The organism is Pseudanabaena sp. UWO311, assembly GCF_006937785.1.
Taxonomy (GTDB): Bacteria; Cyanobacteriota; Cyanobacteriia; order Pseudanabaenales; family Pseudanabaenaceae; genus Pseudanabaena.
On sequence record NZ_SJEE01000017.1, the window covers coordinates 53,186 to 71,487 of the forward strand.

12 protein-coding genes are annotated in these 18,302 nt (G+C 42.9%); 3 read left to right on the forward strand and 9 right to left on the reverse strand.

Annotated features, from left to right (window positions below; translation table 11 throughout):
• The first annotated feature begins 129 nt into the window (after positions 1-129).
• Positions 130-1,965 carry a threonine--tRNA ligase gene (gene thrS, locus PseudUWO311_RS14190; protein ID WP_142655915.1) on the forward strand — a complete coding sequence of 612 codons (1,836 nt, stop codon included), beginning with the start codon at positions 130-132 and terminating at the stop codon, positions 1,963-1,965.
• 54 nt (positions 1,966-2,019) lie between these two features.
• Here the strand turns inward: thrS and purL are convergent, their stop codons facing one another.
• The 9 genes from purL to PseudUWO311_RS14235 all read right to left on the reverse strand — a co-directional run bounded on the left by purL (position 2,020) and on the right by PseudUWO311_RS14235 (position 14,920).
• Complete coding sequence (gene purL, locus PseudUWO311_RS14195) at positions 2,020-4,344, reverse strand: phosphoribosylformylglycinamidine synthase subunit PurL (protein ID WP_190303503.1); 2,325 nt, start codon at positions 4,342-4,344, stop codon at positions 2,020-2,022.
• Between the two features lie 238 nt (positions 4,345-4,582).
• Positions 4,583-5,098, reverse strand: a complete 516-nt coding sequence (locus PseudUWO311_RS14200) for a chemotaxis protein CheW (RefSeq protein ID WP_142655916.1) — start codon at positions 5,096-5,098, stop codon at positions 4,583-4,585.
• Positions 5,099-5,128: 30 nt separating this feature from the next.
• Positions 5,129-8,041, reverse strand: a complete 2,913-nt coding sequence (locus tag PseudUWO311_RS14205; protein WP_142655917.1) for a response regulator — start codon at positions 8,039-8,041, stop codon at positions 5,129-5,131.
• Positions 8,042-8,105: 64 nt separating this feature from the next.
• Positions 8,106-10,424, reverse strand: a complete 2,319-nt coding sequence (locus PseudUWO311_RS14210; protein WP_142655918.1) for a methyl-accepting chemotaxis protein — start codon at positions 10,422-10,424, stop codon at positions 8,106-8,108.
• Positions 10,425-10,482: 58 nt separating this feature from the next.
• A complete protein-coding gene (locus tag PseudUWO311_RS14215) occupies positions 10,483-10,995 on the reverse strand; it encodes a chemotaxis protein CheW (protein ID WP_142655919.1) in 513 nt (170 codons plus the stop codon).
• A 1-nt stretch (position 10,996) separates the two neighbouring features.
• Positions 10,997-11,362, reverse strand: a complete 366-nt coding sequence (locus tag PseudUWO311_RS14220) for a response regulator transcription factor (protein ID WP_142655920.1) — start codon at positions 11,360-11,362, stop codon at positions 10,997-10,999.
• Positions 11,363-11,422: 60 nt separating this feature from the next.
• Entirely contained in the window at positions 11,423-11,782 is a 360-nt protein-coding gene (locus PseudUWO311_RS14225; protein ID WP_142655921.1) for a PleD family two-component system response regulator, read from the reverse strand.
• A gap of 221 nt (positions 11,783-12,003) precedes the next feature.
• On the reverse strand, positions 12,004-13,284 hold the full coding sequence (locus tag PseudUWO311_RS14230; protein ID WP_142655922.1) for a response regulator: 1,281 nt from the start codon (positions 13,282-13,284) through the stop codon (positions 12,004-12,006).
• 343 nt (positions 13,285-13,627) lie between these two features.
• A complete protein-coding gene (locus tag PseudUWO311_RS14235; protein WP_142655923.1) occupies positions 13,628-14,920 on the reverse strand; it encodes a response regulator in 1,293 nt (430 codons plus the stop codon).
• 375 nt (positions 14,921-15,295) lie between these two features.
• Between PseudUWO311_RS14235 and PseudUWO311_RS14240 the strand changes: the two genes are divergently transcribed.
• Both PseudUWO311_RS14240 and PseudUWO311_RS14245 read left to right on the forward strand, forming a co-directional pair.
• On the forward strand, positions 15,296-16,135 hold the full coding sequence (locus PseudUWO311_RS14240) for a YdcF family protein (RefSeq protein WP_142655924.1): 840 nt from the start codon (positions 15,296-15,298) through the stop codon (positions 16,133-16,135).
• Between the two features lie 234 nt (positions 16,136-16,369).
• Positions 16,370-18,205, forward strand: coding sequence for a polysaccharide deacetylase family protein (locus PseudUWO311_RS14245; RefSeq protein WP_223807578.1), 1,836 nt, complete (start codon positions 16,370-16,372; stop codon positions 18,203-18,205).
• Positions 18,206-18,302 lie beyond the last annotated feature (97 nt).

An 18,302-nucleotide genomic window follows, 5' to 3' on the forward strand; every position in this document is an offset into this window, starting at 1 on the left:
AGCTTTTAGCATGAGAATAGCTTTTGCTTCACATCATTAATCATATACTCAGCGAAAAAAGTTAAGATGGTAGACTCTAAGTATAGTATTCGATAATTCTTGTAATAAATAAGGTCACGACATCAAGTTATGGATGCAGTTGCAGTAAAGCCCAGCGAAAGCAAACCTAGTGATATTAAACCTAGTGATATCCTGCGGCAAGCCGATACCGAAAAACTAGCGCGGATTCGCCACACCTGCTCTCATGTGATGGCAATGGCAGTTCAAAAGTTATATCCCGATGCTAAGGTGACTATCGGCCCTGCAACTGAAAATGGCTTTTATTACGATTTCGATCGCTCTGAGCATTTTACACCCAGTGATCTAAAGGCGATCGCTAAGGAAATGAAGCGGATCATCAAGTGGAATCAACCCCTTGTGCGTCAGGAATTACCACGTCCTGAGATGCTTACCGAAATCGAGAAACTAAATGAGCCTTACAAAATTGAATTGCTAGCTGCCATTCCTGAAGGGCAAAATATTAGCCGTTATTTCATTGGCGATCCTGAAAAATTTGAAAAACAGCCTTGGTGGGACTTGTGTGCTGGCCCCCACCTAGATGCTACTGGCGATATTAATCCCGATGCTTTTGCCCTAGAAAGCATTGCAGGAGCATACTGGCGCGGCGACGAAAAGAATCCAATGCTACAACGGATTTATGGCACGGCTTGGGAAACTCCTGAACAACTTCAGGCGTATCACCAAATGCTCGAAGAAGCCAAACGTCGCGATCACCGCACCATCGGCAAAGATCTGCAACTATTCAGCATTCAAGAAGAAGCTGGTGGCGGTTTGGTTTTCTGGCATCCTCGCGGCGCGATTATCCGCAACACCATCGAAGCATTCTGGAAAGATACTCATGCCCAGAATGGCTATGAGGCAGTAACCACTCCCCACATGGCAAACCTTGACCTGTGGAAAATTTCAGGGCATAACGACTTCTATCGCGAAAGTATGTTTCAGCCGATGGAAGTGGAGCATCAAGTTTATCAGCTTAAGCCGATGAACTGTCCGTTCCATGTGTTGATTTACAAAGACACTTTACATTCCTACAAAGAGTTTCCGATTCGCTATGCTGAGCTTGGCACAGTCTATCGTTATGAGCGCTCTGGAACCATGCATGGGCTGATGCGTGTGCGCGGCTTTACGCAAGATGATGCGCATATCTTCTGTACTGAGGCACAAATCGAACAGGAAATTATTGGCGTACTCAATCTTGCGGAATTAATTCTCTCGACCTTTGGCTTTGAGAATTATGAGATCAATCTCTCGACCCGTCCCGAAAAATATGTTGGCTCTGACGAGATTTGGGAAAAGTCTACTGAGGCGCTAAAACAGGCTCTCAATCATAAGGGCTGGGACTATGTGGTCGATGAAGGTGGTGGCGCTTTCTATGGTCCAAAGATTGATATCAAGATCGAAGATGCGATCGGTCGCCGTTGGCAATGTTCGACAATTCAGCTAGATTTCAATTTGCCCGATCGCTTCAAGATGGAATATGTTGGTGAAGATGGTGTACGTCATCAACCAATCATGATTCACCGTGCACTTTTTGGTTCCGTCGAGCGTTTCATCGGCGTACTGATTGAAAACTATGCTGGTGATTTTCCTCTTTGGTTAGCTCCTGTGCAAGCTAAGCTAATTGCGGTTTCTGACAGTCAAATGGAATATGCTGAGCAAGTTGCCGCCAAGATGAAAGCCGCAGGTTTGCGAGTCCAGCTAGACCATAGCGGCGATCGCATGGCGAAGCAAATCCGCAAAGCTGAGATGGAGAAAGTACCTGTAATGGCAGTAATTGGTGCGAAAGAAGTTGATGCTGGCACTCTCAGCATTCGCAGCCGCAAGCATGGTGAGCTCGGTGTAATCTCTGTGGATGAGGCGATTAGCAAAATGCAAGCAGCCATAAGCGATCGCACTTGGTTCTAACAACATAAAAAGTTAAGCAGCGCTCCGCGCTGCTTAACTTTTTATGTTGCTTCTTTACAAAATATGTCCCATACGTTTGGGAATTGCCTCATTAAAGTTTTTTGTGATTTGAGATAAAGATACAGAAATCGCCTTCTCTCCTCCAACAATAATCTCCAAATCTCTTGCTGCATCGCTGACAATGCCAATATATTGCCAGTTATTGCTTAGCTGGCTAGTGAGATAGGTTTCCCAAGCATTGCGATCGCATTCTTTCACGGATACCACTATTCTACTCGCGCCTTCACCAAAGAGGAGTTGAGTAAGGTGATTGCCTTCAAGATTGGCTAGTTTGATTTGTGCCGTGAGTTTGCCAGAGATGCATGATTCTGCGATCGCGACAGCAAGCCCACCATCAGAACAGTCATGGGCTGACTGGACTAAACCTTGAGTAATACCTTGACGACAAGCAAATTGAACTTTTCGTTCTAGCTCGAAATCTACAGGTTGTGGACGACCTGTCACCTCACCAATAACTGAAGCGAGATATTCAGAACCTGCCAAACTAGCGCGATCGCTACCGAGTAGATAAATCGCATCACCGACCGCTTTCCAACCCTGTCTAACAACCTTAGTTACATCTTCAACTAAGCCCACCATACCGATTACAGGTGTAGGATAGATTGGTTGAGAATTGCCATCTGAGTCGATAGTTTCGTTGTAGAGTGAGACGTTACCACCCGTCACAGGCGTTGATAGCTCACGACAAGCATCAGCAATTCCACGACATGCTTCGTGAAGTTGCCAATAGCCGATCGCATTTTCTGGGCTGCCAAAGTTTAAATTATCGGTTACGGATAGAGGCTCGGAACCGACACAGGACAAGTTTCGCGCTGCCTCCGCAACCGCAAGTTTTGCACCTTCGTAAGGATCGAGGTAAACATAACGGGCATTGCAATCGACTGTAGCCGAGACACCAACAAGAGAATCAATTTGAGAAGCTGTCGATTCTAAGTCACCGACACCAAAGCCTTGACTGCGTAAACGAATTACGGCAGCATCGGCTCCCCCTGGGAAGATGACTGTATTATTTTGCACTTGATGATCGTATTGGCGATAGACCCATGCTTTCGATGCGATCGCAGGCGTATCTAGCAATTGTAAAAGTGCATCATTGGGAGTAATGGATGGGAAAGCGGCGATCGCCGCTTTCTCATCCCAAGCCCAAGCTTTTTTAGCATAATCAGGCGTATCAGCTAACTGACGATGATAAATCGGTGTATTATCTGCCAACGCGGTCGCAGGAATCTCCGCAGCAACTTCACCATGCCAAAGAATTCGCACAATTGGCTCGGCAAGAACTTCACCAGCAACAACGGCATGAAGTCCCCAACGCTCGAAAATTTCAATGAGTTCTGCTTCTCTTCCTTTATGTGCAACAAAGAGCATTCTTTCCTGCGATTCCGACAGCAAATATTCATAGGGAGTCATTCCCGTTTCTCTAGCAGGAATCTTGTCCAAATCGAGAACAACACCAACGCCACCTTTCGCCGCCATTTCAGAAGTTGAACAGGTTAAACCTGCCGCACCCATGTCTTGCGCCGCCACAACTGCGCCTGTTTTGAAAGCTTCTAAACAAGCTTCCACTAAAGACTTCTCTAAGAATGGATCGCCTACTTGTACCGCCGAACGACTTTGTTCGGATTTATCTGAGATCTCTGTACTAGCAAAACTCGCTCCCTTCATACCATCGCGCCCCGTAGTGGAGCCAACATAGATCACAGGATTCCCAGTGCCAGAAGCTCCCGATTTGACAATTTCTTTGGTTTCCATAATCCCGATCGCCATTGCATTGACGAGAGGATTACGGTTATAGGCTTTATCAAAATAAACTTCACCGCCAACGGTAGGGACACCAATGCAATTGCCATAGCCAGCAATACCATTGACAATGCCATTAACTCGACTCCGCACCCAAGGATCGGAAAGTTCACCAAAACGTAATGAGTTGAGAATCGCGACGGGACGCGCTCCCATCGTGAAAATATCTCGTAAAATACCGCCTACGCCTGTCGCTGCACCTTGATATGGCTCGACTGCTGACGGGCGATTATGGCTTTCGATCTTGAAACTGATGGCAATATCATCGGTAATCTTGACTACACCTGCATTTTCCCCAGGGCCTACCAGAATGCGATCGCCTGTGGTCGGGAATTGCTTAAGTAATGGACGTGAATTTTTGTAGCAGCAATGCTCTGACCACATTACGCCAAACATCCCCAATTCGGCTTTGTTGGGTTCGCGATTTAGGCGATCACAAATCATCTGATACTCATCTAAGGTCAAGCCTTCAGACTTGATTTCGGCTGGGGAAAATTTAGTGGTGATATTTGCGGTCATAGTAACGTGCGACAAATCTTTAGCGGTCAATATCGATCTTACTAGTCAAACTTAATTTTTGACAAAAAAATAGGAGTAGTGCATCGCACTACTCCTATTTTTTTGGTTGTAAGTACCTCGGCATAATTAAAAAAACAGAGCCAAAATCCTTAGTAAGCCGACACTTCTTTAAATTAAAAATCAAAACATGTAAAAGTTTTAAAAGCACAAAATGGCTACGCCATTTTGTGCTTTTGTATTATTTGTTCTTTTTTAAGACGGTCGAAATAAGGCGATCGCTATTGATCTCAAATAAAGAAGGGAGATCCTTAGAAGGAAGAGTCATGGAGCTGATAAAGTCAACTTTCCATCGCTCACTATAGGTTGGAGGAAGTGGGACAATTTGATCTTGTGCGACTCTTTGCAGGGCAGGTTGAGAATTGCTCAGTATGCCAATTAAATCCTCTTTTTGATTGCAAACAATTATCAAGGAGGGCTTTGAAGATACAGATGCTCCATTAACAACTAACTGAGGAATATCACTTACTTGGACTTTAGTTTGACCAAATAGTATTTTCCCTAGATCAATGAGTGGCACGTTTTGTCCTGCCAGAGTAATTTTGGGAATATGTTTCTCAAGGGGAATGACTCGATATATGGATTCAATTGGCAGAATAAACCAAGCAAGACGTAAGCGGAAAGCAACATATTGCTTTCCGATATCAGGACGAAGTTCTGAAAGTCGTTGCGATCGCAGAGAAGAAATGGCTGGCATAATTCGTAATTGATAATTCGTAATTCGTAATTAATTAGCGACAAGCTGAGATAACGTTTGCAAGAGTTCATTATCTTTAAATGGCTTGGCAAAATATGCAGAAGCTCCCAGACGCATTGCTAAGTCTCGATGTTTTGCACCACTTCGAGATGTGAGCATCATCACAGGAATATTTTTGCAACTATCATCGCCACGAGATTGTACTAAGAAGCCAAATCCGTCTAACCGAGGCATTTCGATATCGCAGATCACGGCTTTGACTCTGGAGCTTTTCGGTGATGTTTGCAATTTCCGCAACTTCTCCATTGCTTCTAGTCCATCTTTAGCTTGTTCCACTCGATAGCCCGATTTCTCCAATGTCATCGCTAAGAATCTCCGCACATTAATTGAATCATCAACGATCAGTACGGTAACCCGTCGATCGCCTCGCTCAGAAGGCAAGGTGAGTGTTTTACTAGGAGGTGCATCAATATCGGCAATTGACCAAGTTAATAGGCTATCAATATCTACCAATGGCACAAGCTTACCACCACCTAAAATTGCGCAACCCATAAACCCAGTGGGCATTGGGATCTGACTTTGCAAACCACGAATGGTTACTTCCTGCTCACCCCAATAGCGCTCCACTTGCAATCCGAAAGGAACGTTATTGCGCGTAACAACTAACATTAAAGGCTCATCTACAATCGGGCGGTTTTCAGTTTCAATTTGAAATTGCGGACGCGAGAAGTGGAGGCGATCGCCTAATTTTAATAAAGGTACTGAATATCCTTGCCAATCCAACACTTCTTGATTGGCGACTGTGTAGATCGAAGTATCTTTAATTAAGAGAATTTCTTCAACAGCACTGGTCAGAATTGCCATCTGCAAACCATTGCTTTCAAATAAAAGCACTCGCGCAATTGAGAGAGATACTGGCACTGTCAAGATAAAAGTTGTCCCTTGTCCAGATTCGGTTTCGACACGAACGCTGCCACCAATCACATTCAAATTAGAGCGCACCACATCCATACCAACACCACGACCTGAAAGCTCAGTCACGCGATCGGCAGTGCTAAATCCTGCTTCAAAAATCAACTCCAGTAGTTCAGCTTCACTGCAGCCATCAAGATCACTCTCGCTTAATCCCATCTGCAAAGCGCGATCGCGTAGCTTGGTAAAATTAATACCATTGCCATCATCACTGACAGTAATTACAGTTTGGTTGCCGCGATATCCAGCGGCAATTTCGATCTTTCCTTTCGGTGGCTTCCCCTGAGCTATTCGAGTTTCTGGTGTTTCGATACCATGATCGAAGGCATTGCGAATTAGATGTAAAAGCGGATCTTCTAAAACGTCTAATACTGATCGCTCAACTAAGGTTGAACTCCCGCGCAAGATAAGTTCAACCTGTTTGCCATGGGTCAATGATAAATCCCGTAGCAAACGCGGAAATCTCCCTAAGACTTCACTAAGCATTCGCATTCTCGCTTGCTCGATCGCAGTTTGCATTTGCCGTGAAACACGTCCTAGCTCACGCTCAGTTCCTTCAGTATCAGTTAAAGCGGTTTCCAAATCGCTGGAAACTTCTTGTAACTGCACTACACTATCCATGATTTCCCGTGATAGTACATGCAACTCACTATAGGAATCCATTTCTAGTAAATCAAATCGACTAGCATAGGGTAGAAATACTTCGTTGCTTTGACTTTGACTGGTAAAGCGATCGCCCTTAATACTCGTCGGTGTTTCGGTTGCCATTACTGCATTGATAGGAATGAACGACTCGGAGGAGGTTGCTACGCGATCATAGGCATCTCTTAATTGAGCATTAGATTGCTCTAAGCCATGCATTCTTGTATTTAAGAGTTGTACTAGATCGCGCATCCGTTTTAGTTGTAGGCGCAATCCACTCCGTTCAGCATTTAACTCACCAAAGCGATCGCTAAGTGCTTCTAGCTGACGAAGAGGAACGCGAATCGTCGCATCTAGATTTTGATCAGGTTGAGCAGGAGCATCGGCTGCTGTATCACTATCAAAGCTTAAAACTTGGATTTCTTCTAGATCTACCGCTGATTTTTCTAGACTAATTGTTTGATCTTCTTGCCAAAAACTACTATCTAATAATGTGGGTTTAGAGTCTACTGGGCTAGGAGAATTGAGATCTCCTGAGCCTGAATCCAAGAAGGTGGCTATCTCAAAATGTTCAGGTAAAGCCTGAAACTGCCCAACCAAAACAAGGGCTTGCGATCGTCTCCAAGCTTCCAGTGCAGCCGTTGTCACTTCGCGAAGATTATGTTCTTTTGATTCCAGAGCAGCACTAATTTCTGCACAAAGATTGCTAAATGCAGGAAGCTCTAACATTTCTCCTAAGCAGCCAAATTCTTGACTGGTGAGCTCAAACTCTTCCCTCAGTACCTGAGAGTTTTGATCAGCTAGGACAGTAGTCAATCTCTCCAAACAAGCATCTACTTCAGTTGAAAACATGAGGACACGCATATCCTCACCTGCTTCTTCAGATAGTAGATTCGCTTCATCTTGTGCTGTTAGCTCACCTAAAATTGTGCGCAAATGAGTAAAGGGAGGATTAGCAAATTCTCGTAACCAATTATCCTCGGGAGTTCTTCGCTGCTTATGAATATTAGCAGTTTCTCTCATGTTGTCGATCGCACTCAGGAATAGGCTTTCGATCTCAGGAGTCGTGTTTTTGTTGCCAGCTTGTAAAATCTTAAAAAAGTCTTCTAGTTGGTGAGCGAGTTCACTGAGAGCCATAAAGCCCATCATCCCCGCACCACCTTTCATCGAGTGTGCAGCCCGCAAAATCTTGTCGAGAGCCGATTTCTGCAACCCGCGATCGCTTAAACCGATGATTTCCGTCTCAATATCCGCCAAAAAATCTTTAACTTCGTCGAGAAATAGCAATCGAACTTCCCATTCGCGATCGCTTAATGTATTAGTTGCCATATCGACCTCTACTAATTTTAAAAATTATTTTTGCCCCCTGTGCGAAGCACAGGGGGCAAAAACTTTATGCAGCATCAACCTTAAAGGTTTCCACAGAAGCTTGTAGCTTACTAGCAACGTCCGCAGTTTCTTGGAGAGCGATCGCAACTTCACGGGAAGTAGCTGAAGATTTTTGGGACTGGGTGGAGAGATTTTCCATAACCAGTTTTACTGATTGTGAGGTTTGCACCTGCGAAGTTGTTGCTGTTGAAATGCCTTGAAAAAGTTCATTTACTTTCCTCGCCACATCCACAATCTGGCTCAAACTCTTTCGCGCATCTTCGACCTTATTCGTACCTTCAACCACCTGTAATGTACTAGATTCCATTGATTCTACTACTTCACTAGTTTCTTGTTGGATACTTTCGACAATCCGAGCGATTTCTTTGGTTGCTGTCGCGGACTGAGCAGCCAATGCTCCAACTTCTTCCGCAACTACCGCAAAGCCTCGACCTTCTTCACCCGCACGCGCTGCCTCAATACTGGCGTTTACCGCAAGCATGTTCGTTTTTAGCGCAATCTGATCAATCAGTACGACAACCTTGGAAATCTGTTGCGATGCTTCACCGAGACGCTTTACCTTTTTGGTGGTTTCGGCAACGGTTTGACGTAGTTGCAGGATACTTGTTGCTGACTGCTCGATCGCAATGCTACCAGTTTCGGCAGTTGTCGCTGCTAAGTTAGAAGCATCCGCCGCTTCTTTAGCATTACTTGCTACCTGCTGAATCGAGTCAGTCATCTGTTCTACAGATTGCAGAGCATCATCAAGTTGTTCTGCTTGTAAGGTTGCGTCGCTTGCTAAGGTGCGAATCGATGCATTGTTGGTATTTACTGAGTTGTTTACCTGTAAAGTGGCGATTTTTACTTGCGATACAACGTCCCGCAAACTTTCCACGATCGCGTTAAAAAAGTCGGCAACGATGCCAATTTCACCAGCCGAGATTTGAGCGCGAACGGTCAAGTCTCCACTCGCCGCACCTTCAACGTCAGATAGCAAAGTAATCAACTCACGTTGAATTGATTCACTACGTAGGCGTTCTTTTTCTGCTAATTCAGCAGATTGGCGGGTTTGCTCTTCTTGAAGCGCAATAAACTCTTGCAACTGACCCGCCATCAAGTTGATGTTGCCTCCCAGTTGCGCCATTTCATCTTGACCTTCTACGGTAAGGCGAGTATCGAGATTACCTTTGCCTAGTTCGACCACCGCCGCAGTTGCGTTGATAATTGGACGGGTGGCGCGTTGGGCGATCAAGAACGCCAAGGCTGCTGCTAATATGCCTACTGCACCAGTTGCCGCTACTAGGATTAACAGTAATTGTTGTAATGGCTTGAGTGCGATCGCTGTATCGACTGCCATTACAGCATCCCATTTTAGATCTGGTAATCCCTCTAGTTTGGGAAGCGGTGCATAACCTACAAATTGTTCTTTATTAGAAATTAGATCGATCGATGTTGCTGCTCCTATTTCCCTCTTCTCTACAACAGGAGCTAGTGTTGGAAAGTCAGTTTTTAGATCGCGTCCAACTTGATCTTTCTCTAGGGCTACGAAGAACTTACCATTCGACTCAACCAAGTGATATTGTTCGCCATTAACGCCGAAATCTTTGATCAGGTCTTCAAGAGCAGAAGCTTGCATTCTTGTACGCACGATTGCAATAGTTTTTCCAGTTGTAACATCTTTAACTGGTGCGGCAATAAAAACACTTATTTTCTTGGTAACAACAGAAGCTTCGGGCTGACTGATAAATGGCTTGTCTGTACTTACAGTTGTCTGAAAGTATTCACGTTTGGCGATGTTTGCAGGTGGTGGTTCTGAGCTTGAGTCTATCAGTAAACTACCATCCAAGCGATAGACCGCAATACTGTCATAGACAATATAACTCTTGAGATAGTTTTCTAAAATTGCTTTCTGTTCAGAAATGGGCAGCAAAGCTTGTACTTTTGGGTTAGTCAAGAATGATAGTTGCGCAAGCACTTGAATATCCCCATACCTTTCTCTCATGAAATACGCAACCCGATATGCTATCCCATTTGCACTTGCGGCTTCAATCTTTTTGGTTGAAGTTGCAATATCTTGTCCAACGTAGATGACCGTAAATCCTCCTAAGACTAACAACGGAATGGTGATCCCTGCAACCGATGCAATTGTCGTCTTAGTCCGTAGACCTAAAGCTTGCCACCAGTTCCCGATAGGGTTCTTTTTTAATGCTGGCGCAGTAGGTACAGATATGGAAGGACTAACTGTGGCTACAGTTGCAGCACTAGAGCCATTATTAGAAGATGTTGCACCATCGCTATTGATTGCCTCAGAGCTATCAACGCGAGAACGTGAATCAAGTACCATGATTAAAAACTCCGTTTTTCAAGGAAAAAGTGAAAAGGGAAAAAAGGAAAAATGAAATCTATACGCTGAAGTTATGATTGGCGATCGCTTCGGTATCTAACACGTACAGATTGTCGTTAACCGTTTCTGACTGAATGACCCAACCCCGCAGAAAAGGCACAAGCTCGATTGGGGTCTTAACATTAGGTGATTCTCGTGGTGATACGATCTCAGGCTCAGTCAATCGCACCACCCTCCCCACCCGATAAACACCTAGACCAATAAATGCGCCCCCAATTTGCAAAACTGCGATATGCGTCTCGATCGTAGTCGAATCAATTGGGGCAAAACCTAGTAGCTGAGGCAAGTCCAGTACCCAAAAAACGTTGCTGCGATGCTCAACTAACCCCATCAGACAAGGATGAACATTGGGCATTTGTGTGAAGCGATCAGCCGTTAACACTAGGGTTTCACGTACAAATTTTAACTGCACAGCGACTTTTACATCGGGGCTTAGCTGCAAGCTTAAATAGGGCAAGCCTGCGATCGCCTGAGAATGTTCCTCCTGTAACTCGATCATCAAATCAACCATTTCATCCTCCTACCGCCAGCGATCGCACTGCATGTAAAATCTCCTCCTTTGTAAATGGCTTAGTGAGATAGACATCAACCCCCTGTTTCATCCCCCATAGGCGATCGAGTTCTTGGGTTTTAGAAGTACAAGCAATTACAGGTACTTTACCAGCAGCATTTTTTTTGACTGCCCGACATAACTCTAATCCACTCATTCCAGGCATTACCAGATCGGTAATAACAATATTCGGTTTAGCCGACTCAAGCTTTTCCAATCCTTCCTTGCCATCACAAGCACTTACGACTGAATATCCTCCCTGACGTAAATACTCACAAATTAATTCACGTTCTGAAGACGTGTCTTCCACTACCAATACTGTAATCAATCTCTTACCTCCTTAAATTATATGGAAACTGATCGAGCATGACAATTAGAGCTTAGTGACTTAGGCTACAGAACGAATAGCTCGTAAGATATCCTCACGGGAGAAGGGCTTGGTAATGTAGATATCAATTCCTTGTTTCATACCCCATAACTTGTCAAGCTCTTGATTTTTAGAGGTACATGCCACAATCGGCACATCTTTTGTCTCAGCATTCTTTTTTAGACTGCGGCATAGCTCTAATCCACTCATTCCAGGCATTACCAAATCTGTAATTACAACATCAGGCTTTCTCCCTTCAATTTTTTTGAGAGCTTCTTGTCCATTAGTTGCACTGATTACGTAGTAACCACTTTCTATTAAATAGCTTACAATTAAATCCTGCTCAGAAGCAGTATCCTCAACTACAAGTACTGTTGTCATAATGCTTTCTCACTAAGTTCTGTTTCTTAATTCGTTATTGGTTAATAGATTTTGGCAGATAAGATTTTACTTTTTGTATTAATCCTATTTTTTACCGTACAAGTAATTCTCAATAAAATATAAAGATACCATATAAAAGTAATGTGTTTTTGGATTTGCGCAGTTTAGTTCTGGGGAAGCTAAAAAATTAATGACCTCCTGCACATTTGCAAATCGAATACTCACATGAGATGACGCATTATCATTCTCAGTAAGTCAGCTTGGACGAAGGGTTTAGCCAAATAATCTGTAGCCCCAGCAAGTCTTGCGCGGGCTCGATCAATTAATCCTTTATTGCCTGTTACCATTACAATCGGAATATCTTTTAAAATTGAAGATTTACGGATTAGAGAACAAAGTTGGTAACCATCAACATTTGGCATTCCAATATCTAGCAAGATTAAATCGGGACGGATAGAAGTGATTTTCATCAAGGCTTTCATCGAGTCTTGAATGAGCGTAACTTGAAAATCCTGATTTCCTAAATAGCTGCTGATGATACTAAGCATCGACTCACTATCATCAATACAAACAATCTTCCATGTTTTGACTGGTTGCTGAGAAGTAATTTGCGAAATATCGTCATCACCTCCTTCTTCTTCTTTAGTATCTGCCTCCAAAAGTTGTTCATTTTTTTTGCTTCCCTCTTTAAGAGTAGGATCATAAGTCCGTGGCAACTGATTAAAAGGAATCAAAGGTTCTTTTAAAGAGATCGCTCCTTCTCTAATTAATGGACTAAGCTGCTTAGCGATCGCCAAAGCATCTTTGCCTAGTAATGCACCTAGCTGACAAAAGTTAAAACCTCTTAGAATAAGACCGAGTCTCTGGACAGTCTCGGCTGACATGCGCTTTGTGGCGACCGTCGGACTGACTAAATATGGGCATTGATAGGGAGAATAAATTGTGGGGCCGAGGCTATACCAAGCTTGTAATCTTTGTTCGACAACTTCTAAAGTTCGATCAATTGGCAAACTACAGTAAGTCTCCTTTAACAAGTGCTCATAAAAAGTGTGACTCAAGTCGTTGCTAGGCAGACATAAAAAAGTCTCAATCACCTCTTGAATGATTCGAGCGATTAGTTTACCCGCAATTATTTTAGTCAAATAATTTTCACCAACTAGCCATCGGATGGCTGGGTATTCAGTGCATAGGGTTTCACTCGTAACTTTGTACTTGGCAGTCTCAGGGGATAAATCATCGAACATCAAGCGGAGTTGCGATCGCAATTTGTCATTCAATGTAGGTACTTCTCGACTTAGCCCGCGCAAATGCCGTTCTACTCTTTCAAAGCTTTCTAATGAATGCGATGCATATACCAGTTTCCCTTTTTCGACATAGAATGCCCAGCGAATCTGATCATGAAAAACGTACATACATCCATCTTTACTGGATACTAGACTTCTCAAGACTTCTCTAGCAGACTGTTTTTGATCTTTAATCATATCAATAGTGGTACATACCATGATTTACCCCATCAGCAAAACTACAAATATGTAGGATTAATTTCTAAGCCCCCCACCAAAAGTAAACTCAATGTTTTTGCAATAAATGCATTTTACAATAATTCATTATATTAAATCATAAACTATTATTTATTTTTCTAAATATTAAGCTCAACTACCTGTGACTCATATTTAACAACAATTCCCGAAAGTGCAACGACACTTTCAGGAATTAAAAAACAAACCCAGTAAGTGATTCCAAAAAATAAAATGACGTTGTCATTTTATTTTTTGGAATCACTTACTGGGTTTCATAGTTGTGGATAGTTGTTTATTCACTATTTTGAAGGTCTCTACACGAGATCTACATGAGATGACGCATAACCATCTTCAACAAATCAGCTTGATTAAATGGCTTGGTTAGATAATCTGTTGCTCCCGCTATGTTTGCCCGTGCACGGTTAATCAAGCCCTTATTTGCTGTCACCATGACAATTGGTATATATTTGAAATTGGAAGATTTACGAATTAAAGAACAGAGTTGATAGCCATCAACATTTGGCATTCCAATATCCAGTAAGATTAAATCAGGACAGATAGAATTAATCTTCATTAAAGCTTTCATAGAGTCTTGAATGAGCGTAATTTGAAAATCTTCATTTCCTAAATAGCTACTAATAATTCCAAGCATCGATTCACTATCATCGATACAAACAATCTTTGATGTTTTGACAGATTGTCTTAAAACAATTTTACTAATACTGGAGATATTATCAGTATTGGCTTTTTCTTCTATAGCAAAGGTTTCTGCAAGTTTCTCAATATTATCGTGCTCTTTGGCGGGGGCTAGATAATAGGTGCGCGGCAACATATTTAAAGGAGCCAAAGGTTCTCTTAACAGGATTGAGCCATCACTAATTAGTGGAACGAGATGCTTGGCGATCGCAAGTGGATCTTTGCCTAGTAATGCCCCTAACTGACAGAAGTTAAACCCACGTAAAATTCTTCCAAGCCGCTGTACAGTTTCAGTGGACATGCGCTTTTCAGCAGTTTTCTGGCTGACTAAGTATGGGCATTGGTAGGGAGAGCAAATTGCGGGACCAAGCTTGTACCATTCTTGAAGTCTTTGTGTAACTATTTCTAAAATCAGATCAATTGATAGATTGCAATATGTCTCCTTCAAGAAATGCTCATAATACATGCCACCGAACTTTCCATCTTGCAATCCTAGGAATGCTTCAATAACTTCTTGGATAATCCGTGCAACTAATTTGCTTGCCATAGTCTTCGGGAGATAGTTTTCATTAACTAGCCACAAAATTGCAAGGTATTCAACACAGAGAATTTCGCTAGTAACTTTGTACTTAGCATTATCTGGAGAAGGATCATCAAACATCAGCCGAAGCTCTGATCTCATTTTGTCATTGAGTGCTGGAACTTCTCGACTTAACATCCGCAGATGTCGTTCTAATCTTTCAAAACTATCTAATGAGTGCGAAGCATAGACCAATTTGCCTCGCTCAATATAAAAAGACCAACGAATGCGATCGCGGATGACATAAACACATCCATCTCTACTTAACTCTAAACTCTTCAGGAGTTCTCTAGCTGTCTCTTTTTGCTCTTTACTTACACTTGTACTAATGTCAGCGTACATCTGAATTATTCCCAATTGCTAAGTCTGAATTTGATTCTCTCCTTATTTAGAAATTTCTTCGGCTGTATTTAGAAATTTTCTATTGTTTAACTAAAGTTCTCCCAATTCCCTGAGATACTCATTAAACCATAATCTCATCACAAACAAAATACTTATAGTTTAAAGACATTTTAACGAGGTTGTAAGGTTGTCAATGATTCCCCAATAATGCAAACAAAGTCATTGATCTGACTCAAAAACATCTTATGCTGAAGCAATCCTAAATAGTTTATGGAAGAGTGCATCCAAAGAATGCACTCTTCCATAAACGTAATATACATAGATAATAATTTAGGATTGCTATAATACAAAATCCCCGAAAATAGTCTTAAAACTGTGTCGCTTTTTTTATCGAAACTTTTGCCGCTGTTTTTTTATCCGCTTGGGTTATCGAGTGTATTAATTACGATCGCCTTAGTGATTTTATTATGGCGATCTAAGCGATCGCGCAATCCGAGTAACTCTAGTAAACTAATCAGCTTATTTAAAAAAAATCGTTTTGCCTCAACCCTAATAGGGCTCGCACTAGTAATTTTATTTCTAAGCAGCAATGAAATTTTTTCTAAGTGGTTAGTGCGATCGTTGGAATGGCAATATTTACCGAACGGTGATATCCCCAAAGCTGAAGCAATCGTGGTTTTGGGTGGTGGTACAAGACCACGCATAGCACCGCGACCTTGGTATGAGGTCAATGAAGCTGGCGATCGCATTTTGTATGGCTCGTGGCTCTATAAGCAGGACAAAGCACCCTTAGTAATCGTCACTGGCGGTCGAGCCGAATGGCTAGGTGATGGCGGAAATCCTGAGTCTGAGGATATGGCTGCGATCGCCGAATTTATGGGTGTGCCCTCTAGTGCCATTATCCAAGAATCGCAATCTTTTAATACCCGCGATAACGCGATTAATACAAAGGCAATCCTTACTAAAAAGGGGCTCAATAAAATATTGTTAGTAACATCTGCACTGCATATGCCCCGCTCAATGGAAATATTTCGGAAAGTCGGTGTTGAGGCTATAGCTGCACCAACTGACTTTTTGTCGGTACAAAATGAGAACAATAAAGGTTTCGCTTTATTGCTGGAGTTCTTGCCTAGTGTGGATGCGCTCAGAAACACTACCAATGCGATCAAGGAGTACATTGGCTTACTGGTTTATCAATTAGCAGGATGGGCTTAGTCCCCAAAGGAAATGCGGCGCGAAGCGCCGCATTTCCTTTGGGCGTGGAGAAGTTAAAAGTGCTGCTTCGCAGCACTTTTAACAAAAACTTGGGTTTTGAATTCAACGTAATAAATACCACCATTTACCGTAGGTACTTGTGCACATGATGGCTCTCTGATTAAATAGGCGCTAGTAATATCACAAAATTTATAAATCTTTATGAGCAGGGGCAACGGCAAAAATAGCAGCAGCATGAACACGATTTGGATCGTGCTGGGATTAGCTGCCCTCGGTACTGGCATGGGTGCAGCGATCGCCACAAGATTGGTCACCCGAACATCCTCTACGGAGATAGCCACAGCCACTGATGAATCAGCTTTAAACCCTGCTAATCCTGTCGCAAGTAATGACTCGAGAGCTTTTTGTCAATACAATGCTTTAGAGTCGGTGACGGCTTCTCTCTATCAGGTCAGATCGATCAATGCGATCGCCAATGACCCATTACCAGTTTTATCAAGTCTGAGCAGCAGTATTAATGCTGAGCTGATCGCTAGTTTTACCCCTGCTCCATTTCCCTCGATCAGCGATCGCGCCCGTGCTGCAAAAATCCCGATCATCATGTATCACGACATCACAGCGGTAAAAGATGTCGATTGGGATGTCACACCTGAAGATCTCGAAAAACATTTTCAAACGCTCCAAGAGGGTGGATATACACCAATTACAATGGATCGCATGGTTAACCATCTGCGTACAGGTGCGCAATTGCCAGAAAAGCCTGTATTGCTCACCTTCGATGACAACTATCTCGGACAATACAAATATGCATTTCCATTGCTAAAAAAATATAACTATCCTGCCGTATGGTCTGTTCATACTCGCTTTGTCGGCACAGGTGGGAAAAAACCTAAAGCTACATGGGATCAACTTCGAGAAATGCAAAAAAGTGGTTTGATCACCGTTGCTTCCCATACAGTCAATCACTTAAACATGAAGAACTTGAGCGATCCTGAAATTGAACGGGAAGTATTGGAATCGAAAAAAGTACTTGAAAAAGAATTAGGAATTCCTATAGATTACTTCACTTATCCTGAAGGAGAATTTACGGAACGAGCTAAGGAAAAAGTTAAGGATGTTGGTTATAAAGCCGCACTTTCAATGAGCCTTGATCCCCGTCAAGAGCGATCTGCGAATGAGTCAGAGGATTTACTATCGATTATGCGTTTTGGGCAATCACGTTTTAGTGAAGCGATCGAACAAGCTTCTGGAGGAACTTCGGCAAGTCAAGTTTCACTTTTGCCAACAGTAAACAATGGCGTAATCGATTTTACTACTCCTGTTGAGAAGCGCAAAGTTACTATTGATGGATTGCCACTTACCCTAGTACATGGTGGACGTGCTGTCACAACTCATGCTGATAAACGCGCTCAGGTTGCAGAGATTCTTGCCATGACTCCCAATGCGATCGCGGCGGTTGATGGTGGCTTTTTCTCCCTTGAACGTATTGATGGCAATACGATGATTGGCCCCGTGATGAGTCAGTTTTCCAGCTATGCAGGAGTTTTTAACACTGGTAATAAAGGCGAAAATCCCCTTCTCAATGGTCGCCCTCTAGTTTTGATTAGCCCTACAACAGTTAAATTTATTCCCTTTAATGCAGCTAAGCATATTTCTTTAGAAGCTGTAAGAGCGGAATTGCCTGATGTCACGGATGCCTTTGTTGCCGCAGGTTGGCTAGTCCGCGATGGTAAACCACAATCAGCAGAATCCTTCGGGAAGCTTTATGGATTTGATGCAAGTCGCGATCGCGCTTTTTGGGGGATTGATCGTTCTGGAAGACCGACTATTGGCGTAACTATGGAAATGATTGATTCTGTCGGTTTAGGAAAAATCTTGGCGAAAGCTGGATTGCGAGATGTAGTTATGCTTGACTCTGGCGCAAGTGCAGCGCTTGCCTATCGCGGTAAATCAGTTATGGCTTATGAACCTCGTCCTGTGCCTCATATTGTGGCACTTTTACCGCCCGATCCTGCTCCTGTGGAAACCGCCGAGAAACCAAATTGTCCAGTCAGTTTAAATCGCTTTTGAGATTTCGGACAATTCTCAAGAGAGCTTTAGAATAGCAGGCATTTTACCTACGATAAAATGCCTGCTATTCAACCTAGATGCAGTTCGCAATCAAGTT